Source organism: Candidatus Methanomethylophilus sp. 1R26, from assembly GCF_001481295.1.
Classification (GTDB): domain Archaea; phylum Thermoplasmatota; class Thermoplasmata; order Methanomassiliicoccales; family Methanomethylophilaceae; genus Methanomethylophilus.
Genome location: NZ_LOPS01000027.1, coordinates 53,994 through 69,588, shown reverse-complemented (window position 1 = coordinate 69,588; position 15,595 = coordinate 53,994). Strand labels below are relative to the sequence as shown.

The 15,595-nt window shown below is 61.3% G+C and carries 21 protein-coding genes and 1 pseudogene; 6 read left to right on the top strand and 16 right to left on the bottom strand.

Annotated features, from left to right (window positions below; translation table 11 throughout):
- Nucleotides 1-21 precede the first annotated feature (21 nt).
- From AUQ37_RS05720 to AUQ37_RS05670, 11 genes and pseudogenes are all read right to left on the bottom strand, one after another.
- Complete coding sequence (locus AUQ37_RS05720; protein ID WP_058747776.1) at nt 22-720, bottom strand: hypothetical protein; 699 nt, start codon at nt 718-720, stop codon at nt 22-24.
- Nucleotides 717-1,019 (bottom strand): hypothetical protein, encoded by a 303-nt coding sequence (locus AUQ37_RS12425; RefSeq protein WP_058747775.1) that lies wholly within the window; start codon nt 1,017-1,019, stop codon nt 717-719. Before AUQ37_RS12425 ends, AUQ37_RS05720 begins: the two co-directional genes overlap by 4 nt.
- Before the next feature lie 40 nt (nt 1,020-1,059).
- Nucleotides 1,060-1,344, bottom strand: a pseudogene (locus AUQ37_RS13640) (electron transfer flavoprotein subunit beta); the annotation flags it as partial.
- Nucleotides 1,341-2,309 carry an inosine/xanthosine triphosphatase gene (gene yjjX / locus AUQ37_RS05705; protein WP_058747773.1) on the bottom strand — a complete coding sequence of 323 codons (969 nt, stop codon included), beginning with the start codon at nt 2,307-2,309 and terminating at the stop codon, nt 1,341-1,343. The gene yjjX and the pseudogene AUQ37_RS13640, both read right to left, overlap by 4 nt.
- A complete protein-coding gene (locus AUQ37_RS05700) occupies nt 2,306-2,572 on the bottom strand; it encodes a DUF2116 family Zn-ribbon domain-containing protein (RefSeq protein ID WP_082662433.1) in 267 nt (88 codons plus the stop codon). Before AUQ37_RS05700 ends, yjjX begins: the two co-directional genes overlap by 4 nt.
- Nucleotides 2,517-3,110 (bottom strand): tRNA (pseudouridine(54)-N(1))-methyltransferase TrmY, encoded by a 594-nt coding sequence (trmY, locus tag AUQ37_RS05695; RefSeq protein ID WP_058747772.1) that lies wholly within the window; start codon nt 3,108-3,110, stop codon nt 2,517-2,519. The genes AUQ37_RS05700 and trmY overlap by 56 nt, the downstream gene beginning before the upstream one ends.
- Nucleotides 3,107-4,486: a signal recognition particle protein Srp54 gene (locus AUQ37_RS05690; protein WP_058747771.1), complete on the bottom strand. Its 1,380-nt coding sequence runs from the start codon at nt 4,484-4,486 to the stop codon at nt 3,107-3,109. The genes trmY and AUQ37_RS05690 overlap by 4 nt, the downstream gene beginning before the upstream one ends.
- A 486-nt stretch (nt 4,487-4,972) precedes the next feature.
- Nucleotides 4,973-5,335, bottom strand: coding sequence for a uroporphyrinogen decarboxylase family protein (locus AUQ37_RS13010; protein ID WP_058747770.1), 363 nt, complete (start codon nt 5,333-5,335; stop codon nt 4,973-4,975).
- Complete coding sequence (locus AUQ37_RS13005; RefSeq protein ID WP_058747769.1) at nt 5,293-6,021, bottom strand: uroporphyrinogen decarboxylase family protein; 729 nt, start codon at nt 6,019-6,021, stop codon at nt 5,293-5,295. Before AUQ37_RS13005 ends, AUQ37_RS13010 begins: the two co-directional genes overlap by 43 nt.
- Nucleotides 6,018-6,560: a cobalamin-dependent protein gene (locus AUQ37_RS05675; RefSeq protein WP_235584968.1), complete on the bottom strand. Its 543-nt coding sequence runs from the start codon at nt 6,558-6,560 to the stop codon at nt 6,018-6,020. The genes AUQ37_RS13005 and AUQ37_RS05675 overlap by 4 nt, the downstream gene beginning before the upstream one ends.
- 274 nt (nt 6,561-6,834) lie before the next feature.
- Entirely contained in the window at nt 6,835-7,818 is a 984-nt protein-coding gene (locus AUQ37_RS05670; RefSeq protein ID WP_058747809.1) for a coiled-coil protein, read from the bottom strand.
- Between the two features lie 333 nt (nt 7,819-8,151).
- Between AUQ37_RS05670 and purB the strand changes: the two genes are divergently transcribed.
- Nucleotides 8,152-9,522, top strand: a complete 1,371-nt coding sequence (gene purB / locus AUQ37_RS05665) for an adenylosuccinate lyase (RefSeq protein WP_058747768.1) — start codon at nt 8,152-8,154, stop codon at nt 9,520-9,522.
- The gene (locus AUQ37_RS05660; RefSeq protein WP_058747767.1) at nt 9,522-9,716 is read left to right on the top strand and encodes a hypothetical protein; all 195 of its coding nucleotides are present in this window, start codon (nt 9,522-9,524) and stop codon (nt 9,714-9,716) included. Before purB ends, AUQ37_RS05660 begins: the two co-directional genes overlap by 1 nt.
- A gap of 7 nt (nt 9,717-9,723) precedes the next feature.
- On the opposite strand, the gene AUQ37_RS12415 is transcribed toward AUQ37_RS05660, so the two are convergent.
- From AUQ37_RS12415 to AUQ37_RS05640, 5 genes are all read right to left on the bottom strand, one after another.
- Nucleotides 9,724-9,990: a hypothetical protein gene (locus AUQ37_RS12415; protein WP_235584974.1), complete on the bottom strand. Its 267-nt coding sequence runs from the start codon at nt 9,988-9,990 to the stop codon at nt 9,724-9,726.
- Nucleotides 9,975-10,142, bottom strand: a complete 168-nt coding sequence (locus AUQ37_RS12410) for a pyridoxamine 5'-phosphate oxidase family protein (RefSeq protein ID WP_235584967.1) — start codon at nt 10,140-10,142, stop codon at nt 9,975-9,977. Before AUQ37_RS12410 ends, AUQ37_RS12415 begins: the two co-directional genes overlap by 16 nt.
- A 74-nt stretch (nt 10,143-10,216) precedes the next feature.
- Nucleotides 10,217-10,708, bottom strand: coding sequence for a 4Fe-4S binding protein (locus AUQ37_RS05650; RefSeq protein WP_058747766.1), 492 nt, complete (start codon nt 10,706-10,708; stop codon nt 10,217-10,219).
- Entirely contained in the window at nt 10,708-11,406 is a 699-nt protein-coding gene (locus AUQ37_RS13200; protein ID WP_058747765.1) for a rubredoxin, read from the bottom strand. Before AUQ37_RS13200 ends, AUQ37_RS05650 begins: the two co-directional genes overlap by 1 nt.
- Nucleotides 11,407-11,496: 90 nt before the next feature.
- Nucleotides 11,497-12,024, bottom strand: a complete 528-nt coding sequence (locus tag AUQ37_RS05640) for an inorganic diphosphatase (RefSeq protein ID WP_058747764.1) — start codon at nt 12,022-12,024, stop codon at nt 11,497-11,499.
- Nucleotides 12,025-12,229: 205 nt separating this feature from the next.
- Between AUQ37_RS05640 and AUQ37_RS05635 the strand changes: the two genes are divergently transcribed.
- The 4 genes from AUQ37_RS05635 to AUQ37_RS05625 are packed head-to-tail and all read left to right on the top strand — an operon-like array spanning nt 12,230 to nt 15,356.
- Nucleotides 12,230-13,495 carry a hypothetical protein gene (locus AUQ37_RS05635; protein WP_058747763.1) on the top strand — a complete coding sequence of 422 codons (1,266 nt, stop codon included), beginning with the start codon at nt 12,230-12,232 and terminating at the stop codon, nt 13,493-13,495.
- A gap of 10 nt (nt 13,496-13,505) precedes the next feature.
- Nucleotides 13,506-14,000 carry an ABC transporter permease gene (locus AUQ37_RS11190; RefSeq protein ID WP_201013787.1) on the top strand — a complete coding sequence of 165 codons (495 nt, stop codon included), beginning with the start codon at nt 13,506-13,508 and terminating at the stop codon, nt 13,998-14,000.
- Entirely contained in the window at nt 13,931-14,356 is a 426-nt protein-coding gene (locus AUQ37_RS11185; RefSeq protein WP_201013786.1) for an ABC transporter permease, read from the top strand. Before AUQ37_RS11190 ends, AUQ37_RS11185 begins: the two co-directional genes overlap by 70 nt.
- The gene (locus AUQ37_RS05625) at nt 14,349-15,356 is read left to right on the top strand and encodes an ABC transporter ATP-binding protein (RefSeq protein WP_082662431.1); all 1,008 of its coding nucleotides are present in this window, start codon (nt 14,349-14,351) and stop codon (nt 15,354-15,356) included. The genes AUQ37_RS11185 and AUQ37_RS05625 overlap by 8 nt, the downstream gene beginning before the upstream one ends.
- Nucleotides 15,357-15,595 lie beyond the last annotated feature (239 nt).

The window sequence follows — 15,595 nt, the reverse complement described above, 5'->3', positions numbered from 1 at the left end:
ATAAGCCCTCCCGGCGGGCGCTCACGCCCGGTATTCCGAGGGGACGATGTCCTTCAGGTCGTCCCCTTCGTACTGCCAATAGATGACGGTCCCGGTGCGCCCGGTATCCGGTTTCCCGAGGGGCAGCGCGCCCGGGACGACGGTCGCGAACTGGGGGTAATGAGCGTATTCCGCTCTGCAGCGCCTGCCCTGCACGCCGATCTCAATGTCCAGGTCCCTCCCGTCGGCTCCGAAGCCTGCGCAGTTGGCCTCCATCCCCGCCTCCAGCCTGGCGGCCGTCCTGGGAGCGAGCTCTTTCCCGCGGCGGGTGGCCCCCATGAGGACCGCGGCCGCCTCGGTGCGGATGATTATCTTGGCCAGGCAGTCGGCGTATGCCTCGGGCTCGAAACCGACGAGGCGCTTATCGTGGACCTCGTAGAGGGTCTCGATCCCGTAGGAGAACAGCTCTCTGCGCAGAGGCCTGAGCTCCGAATGGCCGAAGATGACGCCCCAGACGCGGGAGCCTTCGTTCACCTCGCGGATCCTGGAGAGGATCTCCTCGCTGACGCGGGCTATGCGCGGGCCCTCGGGCCGGTGCTCCACCTCGATCCACACCAGGAATCCGTCCGAGCGGGGAGAGTTGAGCTTGTACGCCTGCAGCATCCCGGGCGGGAGGTCCCTCACGCGCCCGTTGGAGCAGCTGGAGCACGATCCGGACGAGCAGGATTCGCAGCCGCTCATTCCGATGCCCCCATGTCCTTCAGGACGATCTTCGAGCCCCTCTCGCCGACCGAGAAGGTCCCGAGACCCAGATCGATCCTACCCAGCCTCTTGACCGCGGAAGGGTCCCCTTCGGGGGCGTCCGCCGGCGGATAGGCGCCGGAGAGGACGGAGACCACGGAGCCTCCGCACGTGCGGCACACGCGGACCTCGTCCCCGTAGTCCTGGGTCATCAGGAACCAGCACCCGTCGCGCTCGATCTTCGAGGTGTAGTAGAACTGGTCCCTCCCGAGCATCTCGGCAAGCTCCGCCGGCAGCATGCCCGTGCCCGAATCGGACGATGCCTCCCCCGGCGATTATCAGCGCATAATCGGGAGCCTCCCTGCCGATGAAGGCATTCAGGCACCTGGCGGTCGCGTAGACGTCGGCATAACTGAAAGCCTCATCGCAGAGCAGGAACGCATCGTCGGCGCCGGCTGCCAGGCATCTCCCGAGGGCCCCGGCGGCCGTCTCGGGCCCCATGGACACTGCGGTGACGGTGTCCCCTTCCTCTTTCAGACCTTCCGCCGCGGCGAGGGCGGATAATGACCCTGCATCGGGCGATTCTCCCGACGGGCCCGCTTTGATCAGGACGATGAACCTCATCGATCTCCCTCCTTGTACGAATCATTGAGCCTGGGTATCATGGCGGCCATGACGGACTCCTCCGTGAGGGCCTTCCTGTCGATGATGCCGCCGCTCAGGATCCCGACGGCGCCCATCCTCTTCCCGACCTCCGACTGCCCGAAGACCTTCCCCATGGCGTCCCCCACGGTCGATCCTCCCCTGACGAGGGCGGCCACCTTCGGCGGGTACATGAACCCCGATCCCGTGCCGACGGTGAACCTCCCGTTCCTATCGAGGACCGCGCAGTACTGGTAATCGTACAGCCCGTCTTCCATCTCGAAGGCCCCCGCCTCGATGCCGACGGCCAGCTCATGGCCGCCCAGGGCGTTCCGGGCGCGGTTCATCGCGCCCTCGCGGGCCTGCTTACCGAAGGGCTGCTCCGGGACGCCCGACGGGACGTCGCAGGCGGTGATCCTCACATCGCCGAATATCCGCTCCATGACCGAGCGGACGGCCTCCGCCTTGACGCGGTTCAGCGAGCCGACGGCGATGTCTTTCACGCCGTGCCTGCCGGTGCGCCCGTACTCCCCTCTGAGTATGTTCCGGGCGCTTATCTTCGAGCCGTCGTCCGCCATCACGAGCGGGACCACCGAAAGCTCCAGCGGAGGGACCCCGCGGGAGGCGCGGTCCCTGTTCAGCTCCCTGCCGTTCTCCAGGGTCTCCTCGGAGACGACCAGGACGGAGACCCTGTCCATCTCCTCACGGGGGCCGTACATGTCGTCGATGACCCCGATCCTCCAGGGCTTCTCCTGCTCCGAGAGCAGGTCCTCGAGGGCCCTGCGCCTGAGATAGAGGGGAAGGTGCTCCCCTCTTCCGGCGGCGGCGAACCTGTCGGAGGTGATGCCGACGAAAACGGAATCCCCGACCTCGAACGCCCGCTCGATGAGGGCGCGGTGGCCGTCATGCAGCACGTCGAACGTGCCGGCGACCGCGGACTGTTTCATAACCCGATCACCAGGACCGCCGCGATGACGACCGCCCAGAGGACGGCGATCTCGGCGATGTACCTGTAGAGCTTCTTCTTCGCGGCCTGCCCGTCGAGGTCCCTGCACTCGTCCGAGCAGTAGGGGCCTTCCCCGATGAACGCCTTGCCGCAGCGCCTGCAGTGCCTGTGCTGCGGGATCTTCGCGGTATGCTGCTCCTCGGCCGTCTCAGAGCCCCCTTCTGTCCATCTCGTTCTGCACCAGGATGATGCAGTGGTCGGCATGCAGGCTCACCGGCCCGAGGCAGATGGTGGACGGCCCCTTCTCTAGGAGCGCCTTCTCCTCGTTCTGCGTCAGGTCGCTGTTGTCCCCGAGGACGAAAATGGGGTTCTCGGGGAAGTCGAAGCCCCTCACGTCGCTGCCGTCCTCCTTCAGGTAGACGAAACTCCCCTTCCCGGACAGCATGTCGATCACATCGTAGAATGACATCTTCGACACGAAGACGCCGGGAGACGAGACCGCCTCCTTCCCTTCGGGGATCTTCTTCAGCAGGGCGTTCCTGAGGAGGGAGGCCGTGCTCCTCTCGTCGGGGTTGAGGTAGCGCACCAGGGACCCGTTTATCCTCACCGTCTTGGGGGAATCGTCCCCGCCTTCGAAGACGAGGTAGATCTCGGCGTCCTTCCTGATGCCGTGGCTGAGCATGAACGCAGAGTTCACGCATCTCGCGAGGATGTCGGCGCGCCCGGCCCCTCCGGCGATATCGTCGAGCTTGAACGACCCGTCCGCCAATGCTTTGTGGCCGGTGATGACGAAGTATCTCATTTCTCCCCGCCTTCGATGTCTTTGAGCTCCTTCAGGGCATCAGGGTCCATGCCGCCCATCTGCTTCGCCAGCTGCCTGCGCATCTTGCGGTCCTTGGACACGGCGGACATCGTCTTCTTGCTGTTGTTGTACTGCTTCAGGAGGTCCCTGACCTCGGACGCCGGCACTCCTGCGCCTACGGCGATCCTGTCGATCCTGTTCCCTTTGATGATCGAGGGCTCGTCCTTCTCCCGGGCGGTCATGGAGTCCATGATGATCCTGTACCTGGAGAGCCTGGACTGGGTGGCCTCGTAGTCGATCTTGTCGGACATCTTGCTCATGCCGGGCAGGAGGCCCATGATCTTCTGGAGGGTGCCCATCTTACCGAGGGCCTTCATCTGGGTGTACATGTCGCTGAGGGTGTACTTTCCGGAGGTCATCCTGCGGGCCATCTCCTCGACGTCCACGTCCTCGTCGAAACTGTCCTTCGCCATCTCCACGAGCCCGGCGAGGTCTCCCATGCCGAGGAGGCGGGAGATGAACCTGTCGGCATCGAAGGGCTCCAGGTCCCTGATGTGCTCCCCGGTCCCGATGAACACGATCCTGGCCTTGGTGGTGGCCACCGCGGAGAGCGCGCCTCCTCCGCGGGACGTCCCGTCCATCTTGGTGACTATGACACCGGTGACCCCGACGGCCTTGTTGAAGGCGTCCGCCTGGGGGCCGGCCTGCTGCCCGACCTGCGAATCGAGGACGAGTATCCTCTCGTCGGGGTCGGTCGCATCCGCGATGTCGGTGATCTCCTTGATCAGGTCGTCCTCGAGCGCGTGGCGTCCGGAGGAGTCGATGATCCTGACCTTCTTGTCCCTGAACCTCTCCATCCCCTCGCGGGCGATCTTGACGGCGTCCTTCTCCTGATGGGTGGGGTCCCCGAAGACCTCCGCGCCCACCTTGTCGCCGAGCTGCTTGAGCTGGTCGTAAGCGGCAGGCCTGTACACATCTGCGCCGATGAGGCCGACGGACAGCCCTTTCTTGATGAAGTAGTTCGCGAGCTTCCCGGCCGTGGTGGTCTTACCCTGTCCGTAGAGCCCGACAAGGAGTATGGTCTGGGGCTTCACCTCGAGGGGCTCGCCGTTCTTCAGCAGGGCCACGAGCTCCTCGTAGATGATGCGGGTCACATGCTCTTTCGCGGAGCGGCCGGCGGCCGGCTTCTCGTTGAGGGCGCGCTCGCGGACGTTGCCGGTCAGCCTCAGGACGAGCTGAACATTGACGTCCGCCTGGAGGAGCGCGCGCTGAAGCTCCTTGCAGACCTCCTTGATGAGATCCTCGTCGACCGTGGATGAACCTTTGATGCGGTCGAGGACGCCTCTGAGGGATTTTCCCAATCCGTCCATTACCATTTAATCACCACCCCATGCGCTGGTGGTTATTTTATTATTAGTATAGGGCCGAAACCCTGCCGGCGGACGGGATTGTGTGCGGAACAGGGATTCGTCAGATACTATGGCCGGAACGAATCGAAGATGCGCCGGAGCGGAGAAAACACCTGTCAAGCAAGGATCAGAAGAAGTACGGGACAGGCCAGCCAGTCAGAAGGGATGGGATGCACTCTACAGAACTGACCTGTTCCCGATTATATCATAAACCATATCCGATATTTAACTGCTTAGGTTTACGTATCCATGCTGGACACGCCCAGGCCTGACATTCATCGGAGATTCAGTACACATATGCATGTGATGTCAGACTGGCGGCGGCCGGCCGGAGAGAATACTCTCCGCGATTCAGATGATCGAGCAGGAGCGCTTCTCATCATCGATCCCGTCCCCGGCCCGAGCCAGGAAAAATGGGCCGGAGAGGGTCCGGGCATATGCCCGTAAGATGTTTCACTCGGGTGCGCGGGACTTGATGGCCTTGACCATCGCGCGGATGTTGTCCGCAGGCGTCCCGATGGGCACTCCGCATCCTGCCGAGATGACGTCGAACCCGGCATCCGCAGAGCGCGTCGCGGCGGCGGCGCAGTCGGCAGGCGTTCCCTTGAACAGGGGGAACGCGCATCCCACGTTACCGACCAGCACTCCGCGGCCGTTCGCGATCTTCACTGCCTCCTCCGGCGGGACCTTCTCCTCCACGGAGATCCCCGTGGCGCCTGTCTGGTACATGTAGGGGATGATCTTCCTCGTGTCCCCGCAGATATGCAGGATCGTCATCCCGGGCAGCTCCCCGAGGGCATGGTGCACGTAGGGCATCGACATCTGCTGGAAATCGTCGGGGGAGAGGATATCCGTGGACGCCGACGCTCCGACATCTGGACGATGTCCGCGCCGTTCGCGAGCAGCTCCTCGCCGAACTTCCTGCAGTAAGGCTCCACCGCCTTCAGCCAGGACTTGGCCCTGTCGGGATCGGTCCACACCGAGTAGATCAGGTTCTCCGCGTTCAGGATGTGCCCGGTGAGGGTGAACACTCCGGTGTTCCCTCCGACGACCACGTACCTGTCCCCGTGGGTCTTGTGCATGATCGCCATCGCGTCGATGGCGGTCTTCACCCTGCCGCCCTTGCAGAAGTCATCCAGGGGCATTATCTCCTGGAGCTTCTCGGGGTCGTCGAATATCCTCTTCTGGGGGTCGTACGTGTACGGGTGGGAGAGGATCATCGGGGACGATGTCTTCGAGCCCATCCTCATCTTGCACCCGAGGCGCTCGGCCTCCTCCGTGAGGCAGAACCCCGCCCTGACGGATTCCAGCCCGAAGTAATCGGCCTGGGCGCATCCCAGGGTGGCCATCTTCTGCGGATCGGAGTGAGCCTCCGGCCACGCCGCCCCGCAGGCGTTCATCATGTCGATCGTGTCGCAGGTGGTGAAGATCGCCACCGGCGGCCTGTCAAGGGACTCGCGGTGCATGGCCGCGAGCACCCTGTCCCTGCAGCTCATGCTCATAGACCTTCCTCCTTCAGCCACTTGACGCAATTGGTCGCGTCCGTATCCCTGTGGTCCGCGCCGATCTCCTTGGCGAACCCGTCCGTCGTCGGAGGCCCGCCGATGGTCACGGTGCACTTCTTCCGGTATCCGTTCTCCTCGAGCGCCTTCAGAGCGGCGGCCATGCTGTCCATAGTCGGGGTCATGAGCGTGCTCAGGCAGACCACGCCGATCCCCTGCTCCTTGGCGGTGGAAGCGATGACCTTGGGATCGACGTCCTTTCCGAGGTCGTTGACGATGTAGCCCGACGCGGTCAGCATCGTCTTCACGATGTTCTTGCCGATATCATGGACATCTCCCATGACCACGGCGGTCTCGGCCTTCTTCGCGTCGGCGAGATCGGCCTTGGGTATAGCGGGCAGCAGGACATCCAGCCCGTTGTACATGGCATGCGCGGCGACGAGCACCTGAGGGAGGTACATCTCCCTTGCGGCGTAATGCTCGCCGATTCTGTCCATTCCGACCACGAGGCCCTCGTTGATGGCCTCTACAGGATCCATTCCGGAGTCAAGAGCTTCTTCGCGACCTCCGTCGCGACTTCGGGCTTACAGGACTCCACTGCATCCGCGAGGGCATTCAGAAGATCCTTCTTGTCCATTCAGATTCCTCCTGGGAAGGCTCGGCTTCCGCCTCAGCCTTCTGCATGGGGATATATGCCGGATAGAGTGATAAGCAGTATTACGAATCAGTTCGGCATTCTGAAACGGATTATACAAAATTGAAAAGTGTCTTCCTCCGTTCCCGGAGGAAGTAAAGGGTTTCCGTGAGTGACTTTCAGAGGTACCCGGACTTCTGGAGGATCATGAGGTCCTCGGTCGAGAGCTTCTCTCCGGCCTTGAACTTCTCGAAGATCTCCTCAGCCTTCTTCTTGGTCTCGTAGTCGGTGCGCTTCTTCTTGGCGATGTTCTTCTTGTTCTTGATGCCGTCGGCGTCCTTTCCGACCGCATGGACCGACTTGATGGACTCGATGTGCAGGCGGTGCTCCTCATCGGCCTTCTGCTTGCACTCGACGAACTTCGCCTGAGCGGCATCGGCCTCCTTGCGGATGGCATCGGCGCGCTGGTAGAGCGAGAGCATGTTGTCGTGGGCCTTCTGGGCCTCCTCGGCGTTGATCGAGACCTGCTTGTGGGCCTCCTCGGCCTTGGCCTTGGCGTCCCTGAGCTCCTGGACGAGCCCGCGGATCTCCTCATCGCCTTCCTCGACCTTCTCGCGCTCGCCGATCTGCTTGGCAAGCTCCTGGATCTGCTTGACGAGGGCCTTCTCCTTGTCAGCGCCCATGGGCATGGTCTGCTGCTGCATCTCCATGCGGTCGAGGCGGGCCTTCATCTGGCCGAGGCTCTCCTCTTCGCCTTCCTTCTTCTTCTCGGGGCGGATCTCGTTGATCTTGGCCCTGATCTCGGACACCTTCTTGTTCCACTCGTCCCTGACTGCTTTGGACTCGCGGACCTTCTGGTTGAAGCCGTCGCGGACCTCGCGGGATTTGCCTGCCTCCTCGACGAGCTCCCTGACCTGGGCGTTGAGGGCGTCCCTCTTGGACTTCCACTCCTTGGTCTGGGCGTTCAGCTCGTCCCTCTTCTGCCTGTGGACCTCGGCCTCGTTGTTGAGGATGGTCTTCTGGGCCTCGAGGTCGGCCAGCTTGGCCTTCTCCTCGGGGGTCGGCTCCGCCTCTTCAGCGGAAGGGACCTGCTCGCTCTCGGCCTGCTGCTCTTCCTGGGCGTTCTCCGGCTCCTGCTCGTTCTCGGCCTGCTCGGCGGCCATCTGTTCGGTGTCTTCAACCTGGACTTTTTCCTCGTCAGTCATAAAAATATCACTCACGTTCGTTTTGGCCATGATTCAAAGCGTGGCCCACTTTTAAGCGCTCTATAATGGTATCCCTTATAAAGTTTAGTACTGGAATCACAAAACACGTAGGATTATCGGTCCTTTTCGGGCGCTCCGGAAAATGTCAGGACCAGTGGCTGCAGTTGGCCAGAATAATGTGATTCTGCAGACGCATACGGCATCCGCAATGGCTGCAATCGATTGCCGAGCAGGGGCTGCGCGCATAAGTTCTATTAAATAATGTAAGCCTATCCGATTCCAGAGATAAGCATGAGTGATTACGTCTGTCCCTTGGACTACAGGTACGGTCGCAAAGAGATGAAGTCAATCTTCTCCGAGACCAGCCGCATCAATTACCAGATGAAGGTCGAGGCGGCCCTTGCCAGGGCGCATGCCTCCTTGGGAGAGATCCCGCAGGCCGATGCCGACGAGATCACCCGCGTGGCCGAGTCCGGCGAGGTCACCGTGGAGAGGATCAAGGAGATCGAGAAGCTCACCAACCACGACCTCATGGCCATGGTCAAGGCGATGACCGAGAAATGCAGGGGCGATGCCGGGAAGTACGTGCACCTCGGGGCCACATCCAACGACATCGTCGACACCGCCACCGCGATGCAGATCGCCGACGCCCTCAAGCTGGTCTCGGACGACATCGATGAGTTCGCCTACACCCTCGCCAAGCTGGCCAAGAGGGAGAGGGACACCCTGGAGATCGGCAGGACCCACGCTCAGTTCGCCATCCCCATTACCTACGGCTTCAAGATCGCCGGGTACATCGCTGAGATCCTCAGGTACAGGCAGAGGATAATCGAGATCATGCCCAGGGCCTGCTGCGGCAAGATGGCCGGCGCCGTCGGGACCGGGGCCGCGCTCGGGAAGAACTTCCATAAGATCCAGGCCATGGTCATGCAGGACCTCGGGCTCACCTACGAGCCGGCCGCAACCCAGGTCGTCGGCAGGGACAGGTACACCGAGCTGATTTGCCTCATGGCCACCCTCGGGACCTCCCTCGAGAGGTACGCGACGGAGGTCAGGAACCTCCAGAGATCCGAGATCGGCGAGGTCTCAGAGTACTTCGACAAGGAGCACCAGGTGGGCTCGTCCACCATGGCCCAGAAGAGGAACCCCATCAACTCCGAGAACGTCTGCGGCCTCGCCCGCATACTGAGGGGCTTCGTCATGCCGACCTTCGAGAACCAGGTCCTCTGGCACGAGAGGGACCTCTCCAACTCCAGCGCTGAGAGGTTCACCCTGCCCCACGTCTTCACGCTCATCGATTACATGCTCTATAAGATGAATAAGGTCTTCTCCGGCCTCGAGGTCCACCGCGACAAGATGCTCAGGAACATCGCTTCGGCGCACGGCCTTGTGATGGCCGAGCCGGTGATGATGGCCTTCGTCGGCAAGGGCATCGGCAGGCAGGACGCCCACGAGATCGTGAGAGAAGCCTCCATGGAGGCCGAGGACAGGGAGATCGACCTCTCCGAGACCCTCTGGGAGAGGAAAGAGGTCCGCGACCGCTTCACCAAGGAAGAGCTGGCCGCAGTCATGGACCCCGCAGGCTACACCGGAGCTTCCGGCGAGATCGTCGACAAGATGGTCGACGCTGTCGAGTCCGCTCTGGAGAGGAAGGTCGAGTGATGGGCTCCAAGACCACCGCCATGACCCGCCACCGCATGAAGTGGGCGGCCATCATCGGCGGAGCCGTGGGCTTCGCCGTGGGGTGGGTCGGGTGGCTCATGTACGACTCGCTCTTCTACATGCTCATGATCGTATTCGGCGCCGTGATCGGCGCCTATACGGTCAAGTACATGGACGGAGCGCCCGACGACTGAGCGCCGGTCACTCCTTGTACTTCATGCCGGCGTGCTCGCCGGGGGCCGTGTCGTACACATCGGTGACGGCGATCTTTATGAGACCCTTCGCAGGGAAGGCGGGGTTCTTCTCGTGCGCCATCTTGACGGCGGCCTCGTAATCGGGGCCGAAGTCGAAGTACATGCATGCGCCCTTGACCTGTATGCAGTCATGGCCCTCTCCCGCCAGGGCGTACACGGCGGCGACAGGGTTCTCCTTGATGTTCGCAAGGGTCTTGTTCATGTAGTTGTCGATGACCCAGATCTCCTTGTCATTGGCAACCCACAGGAAGCCGATGGGGACGACGTGGGGACACCGTCCTTGGAGGCGGTGGCAAGCGCGAAGTACTTGTGCGATTTCTTGTGGTCCTCGAACAGGGCCTTCATCTTGGGCGTAATCATTGCCATGCCATATGGATGGCCTAACGCAGATTTAAGAATTGGTCGGTGAGAGCGGGGGGCGGGCATGGCCCGCCCGGCGCTCAATGCCCCTGGCGCTGGAGGAGCTCAAGCAGACGGGCGGCCGCCTGCTTCGGGAAGGCGGGGTCGTCCGACCCGGCCATCGCCTCGAGCATCTTTCTGACGTTCGGGGACTGGGGGATCATGTAGCCCGCTTCGCGGTAGAGGTCCTCGGCCTGGCGGCGGAAGGAGAGCTCCATCGCCTCGGCGGTCTGCTTCCGGATGGGGTCGCGGGCAGCTTCCGCCGCCCCGCGGCACAGCGATTCGGCGGCGACGCGGCAGCGGGCCTGCGCGAACACGGCATCGCAGATCTCCGCGGCCTTCGGCTGCTGGAGCGGATACAGGTCCGGCACCAGTGAAAGGGCCTTGCTGGGACAGCTGCGGACGCACATCCCGCACCCTATGCATTTGGTGAAGTCGATCTGCCCCGTCTCGGTGTCCGTCGCCCCGGTGGGGCATACGTACAGGCAGAGGCATTCCTTCTCGCACATCTTCAGATTCCTTATCGCATGCATCAGATCTGCCTCCTCTCGATCTTGACCAGCTTGTCGCGCGGCACCTTGCAGACAGGGCAGATTTCCGGCGGGTCGTTCCCGACATAGATGAACCCGCAGATGTCGCATACCCAGACGCCGGTATTCTCCAGGAAGCCCTCGCCTTCCTTGCCGAGGCGCTCCACCAGGGCCTGCAGGATGCGGGCCACCTTGGTGCTCCAGAGCATGGCGCGCTTGGCCCCGCGGTCTCCTGCCGCTCCTGCCGCGGCATCCGCCGAGTCATAGGCGGCAAGCCCCTCGTTGATGAGTGCCAGAAGGCGCTCGTCGGTGAGGTCCGAGGCAGGCTCCGCGCGCTTGCGGTAGTAATCCGAGATCTCGCCGAAGAGGCCGGCCTCCTCGGTCAGGTACTGCTTCTCGCATCCCCTCTGGAGGTTGGAGCAGAGGTCGGCCATCTCCGCGAAGGACATCTCCCTCATGCGGTCGCCTCCCTCGCCGGCGGGGATGGATACGGCATCTTTCACCGGGCCTGCGGAGACAGGCTCGGATGGTGCAGGGGCTTCTTCGATTTTCTTGAACATGCTCTTGGGCGAACCGCACATAGGGCATGTCCAATCGTCCGGAAGGTCTTCGAAGCGGGTACCGGGGACGATACCGCTCTCGGGTATGCCCTTGTCCTCGTCGTAGACGTATCCGCACAGCGTGCAGACGTATTTCGCCATGATGCGATGCCACGGCCTCTGGCATATATAACTGATTACCGGGCCAGAGGCCGATTGTGGGCCCTGTCCAAAGGCCCTAAAAGGTTTCGGTCAGTGCTTGGCCGCGTAGGCGTCCATGCAGTCCTTTATGGTCTTCTTCGCGGCCTCGGGGCCCTCGATCTCTCCGGTCTGGGTCTTCTTGCCCTCGAGCGCCTTGTAGACGTTGAAGAAGTGCTGGATCTCCTCGCCGAGGTGCTTGGGCAGCTGGGCGATGTCGGTGAAGTCCTTGAACATAGGGTCCTTGGGCATGACGGCTAGGACCTTGTCGTCCTGGTCGCCGCTGTCGTTCATCCTCATGATGCCGATGGGGCGGCATTTGGCCAGGCATCCTGCCTGGATAGGCACGCTGCTGATGATGAGGACATCGAGCGGGTCCCCGTCGGGAGCGACGGTCAGGGGGATGAGCCCGTAGTTCCAGGGGTAGGCCGTTGAGGTGTAGAGGATCCTGTCGACAGCGAGAAGACCGGTCTCCTCGTCAAGTTCATACTTCATCTTGCTGCCTTTGCTGATCTCGACGAAGGCGGTGAACTCCTCCGGCTTCACCCTGTCCTTCGATATGGTGTCGACGATGCTTGCCATGCTTCTCCCAATAAGGATTATTGATAAAAGGATAACGAGAAGGCGATCTGATATCATTTACTGGATTGATTATCCCTTGATTGCAAGTTCTCCCCGAATTAGGAATTAATTTCGATAATCCCCGAAATTTTATCCTTTTTGGAAAATATTTTACAAAGGTACATATAGAATCCAGCCAGATTCGATTTCAACAGAAAGGCATACCATGAACGCTAAATTTTGGTCCACCGCCATCATCGTCGTCGCCATCATGGGCGCGATGGCCGGCATCATCGTCTACGATGAATCCATCAACGATGACAACGGCTCTAACAACGTCTACAACATATTGGCACGTGTGAACACCGAGGGATCGGGCATATACATTGACAAGGACGAAGTGGAATCCACTGTCAGTACGACGTTCACCGCCACCGTCGACGGTTCAGAGGTAACATACAGCGTGAACGTCCCCTACAGGAACGGTACTCCTTTCTACACTCCCTCTGCGGACTCTGAGGGAAATCTAGTATATTCTGTCAGTTCGGATAATGCGGCTGCCTGGGGAGGCCTCATATGCGGAACCCCGGGAAACACCTCCATCCAGCACGTTCAGATGAACCAGATAGTTACCTCGATGGGGCTTTCGTTCGTGCTGTACGAATCCGGGACATCGGTGTCATCCAGCCAGGTGGCGTACATCTCGACGTTCACCAATGCCAGCAAGATCATGAACGACACTCCCCATCCGGACATCGGGATCATATGGGAACCTCAGTACTCTGCAGTCATCGATGCCGAAGGCACGGCATTCCAGGGCCTGGGTCTCACCAACTACTTCTTCCCCGGGCACACCTGCTGCGTCCTCGCGGGTTATTCCTCTTATGTGAACAGCCACCAGGACGTCACCGAGAGGTTCCTCGCCGGATACATCGAATCGGTCAACTGGGTCAATGCGGCCCTCAGCGACACTTCGTCCGATAATTACAATGCACTGGTGAGCACCTGCGTGAGCTCCACCGGACTCAGCGAGACCTACATCAAGGACGCCCTCAGCAACATCACCTACGTCTACGCGGACGAGGACGGGACCCTGACGCAGCTTAAGTACGATATCGCCGACATCGTCGAGGCGAACTCAAGCACCCTCAGGTACAGTATGTCCGACCTCGGCTTCTCCAACTCTGTGCAGTTCGCCAACAGGTTCGTCGACGAGTCGTACCTGCATGAGGCGGAGAGCTACGGCAGCTACAACGGGACCAGCACCACCGTGACGGTCGCCGTCATCTCCGGAGACATCCACCAGATCGCCCTCCAGGTCGGAGTGGCGCAGGGATTCTTCACACACTACGGGATCAACATCCAGCAGGTCAACGAGTCGAACGGCGCCGGCGTTGCAGTCGCCATGCAGAACGGCTCTGCGGACTTCGGGTTCATGGGAGCTCCCCCTGCGACCATAACCTGCGTCAACGGGCAGCTCGTGACGGTCTGAAGGCGATAGATTGGCACTGGAGTTCAGGGAAGGCGGGATCGCGGACGCGGTCCTGCATTTCAAATACGACAAACACAACAAATACCACCGGGCAGGAAGGAAGCTCCTGATCACCGCGATATCGCTGGTGATGTTCGTGGAGGCCTGGTGGGTCATATCCATCATCGCAAACTCGTACACCATCCCCAACCCCGCGGACACCTGGGACGCCCTTGTGGACTTCTACAGCAACGGGGACACCATGTCCGGCGGGAAGTCCATGTGGTCGTACATCAGCTCATCGCTGTCCACTTACCTGGAGGGATTCATCCTCGCCCTGGTGGTGTCCATACCCCTGGGCCTGGTCCTCGGCAAGTTCGCTACCCTGAGGGAGTTCGCCACTCCGATGATCGAGGTCCTCAGGCCCATCGCGCCCATCGCATGGGCGCTATCTTCATGGTCGCCATCGACTACGAGACCGGGCCCATGCTGGTCGTCTTCGTCGGTATCTTCTTCCCTCTGCTGACCAACGTCATCTTCGGGGTCTCGAAGATCGAGCCGAACCTCATAGATGCCTCCAAGACGCTGGGGGCCTCCGACGCCCAGATCTTCGTGAAGGTCATGATACCGTCCACCGTTCCCTACATCATGAACGGGATCAAGGTCGGGCTCGGCATCGGCTGGATGTGCATCGTTGCCGCGGAGCTGTACGCCTCTCCTCTCGGAGGCATCGGGTTCTACCTCTCCGAGCAGGCGACAGCAGGCTTCTGGCCTTCCGCCTACGCCGCGATCGTCATCATCGCAGTGCTGGGGATCCTCACCTCCGGGCTCGCCGACTACATACACAAGTACATATCGAAGAGAATGGGGATGGATGTCTGATGGCTGCCAACGACGGGATAAAGACAGAGGCCCGAGGTACAGGTCCAGGGACCGTGTGAGAGCGGACCGCACCGACCTGCTTTACAAGGACATCCCCGAGGGCGAGACCCTGATGTCCATCAAGGACCTGCACGTGGTGTACAAGACCGACGAGTCGGAGACCACCGCGGTGGAGAACTTCAGCCTTGACGTGAAGAAGGGGGAGCTCGTCTCCATCGTAGGTCCGTCAGGATGCGGGAAGACAACCATCCTCAGATGCATCGCGGGGCTCCTGCAGCCCACATCCGGGACCATCACCATGGGCGGGAAGCCGTGCACCGCGCCGGGCTCCGACCGCGGGATGGTGTTCCAGGACTTCGCGCTCTTCCCCTGGAGGAGCGTGAAGCAGAACGTCGAGTTCGGGATGGAGGTCGCAGGCGTCCCCAAGGCGGAACGCGAGGAGAGGGCCATGCGGTACATCAAGGCCGTCGGCCTGGAGGACTTCGCGGACTCCCGCATCTATGAGCTCTCCGGAGGCATGAAGCAGAGGGTGGGCATCGCCCGCGCTCTGGTCATGCACCCGGCGGTGACCCTCATGGACGAGCCGTTCGGAGCGCTCGACGCCCAGACCAGGAACATCATGCAGGAGCAGCTGACGAGGATCCTCATGCACAGCGAGAGGACCATCATCTTCATCACCCACTCCGTCGACGAGGCGCTGTTCCTGTCCGACCGCGTGGTCATCCTGACCAAGAGGCCTTCGACGGTCTACAAGGTCATCGACGTCCCGTGGGAAAGACCCAGGGACAGAGCGTCTCCGGAGTTCACCAAGCTCAGGCGGGACATCCTCGATTACCTGGAGAACCAGAACGTGATGTCCGACGACGCGGGCATCGTGAGCAGGAAGAAGCCCAAGAAGGGATTCGGCCTCAGCATGTTCAAGAGCAAGGAAGAGCCGAAGGTCAGCTCCGAAAGTGCAACTTCCGCGACAGATCCGAGTCTGAATGAAAAACAGAACTGAAACCCTGCGAAACATTTTACCAAATAGCCTCTCCCGTCCGCCGCCATCGGCGGGAGAGGACTATTTTCCATCGATTCTGGGCTCGCTGCGGCTTTCGATTGGCAACCGTTATATAGCCAAGCGGTGTGAGCATCATTTCGGGCCCGGACGGACGCAGTCTTTTCGTCCAAGGTATGCGCACGCTCGGACCCCTTTCTCCAGTTTTCCGACGTTCCGTTCGATACCATCTTATCGGTGCT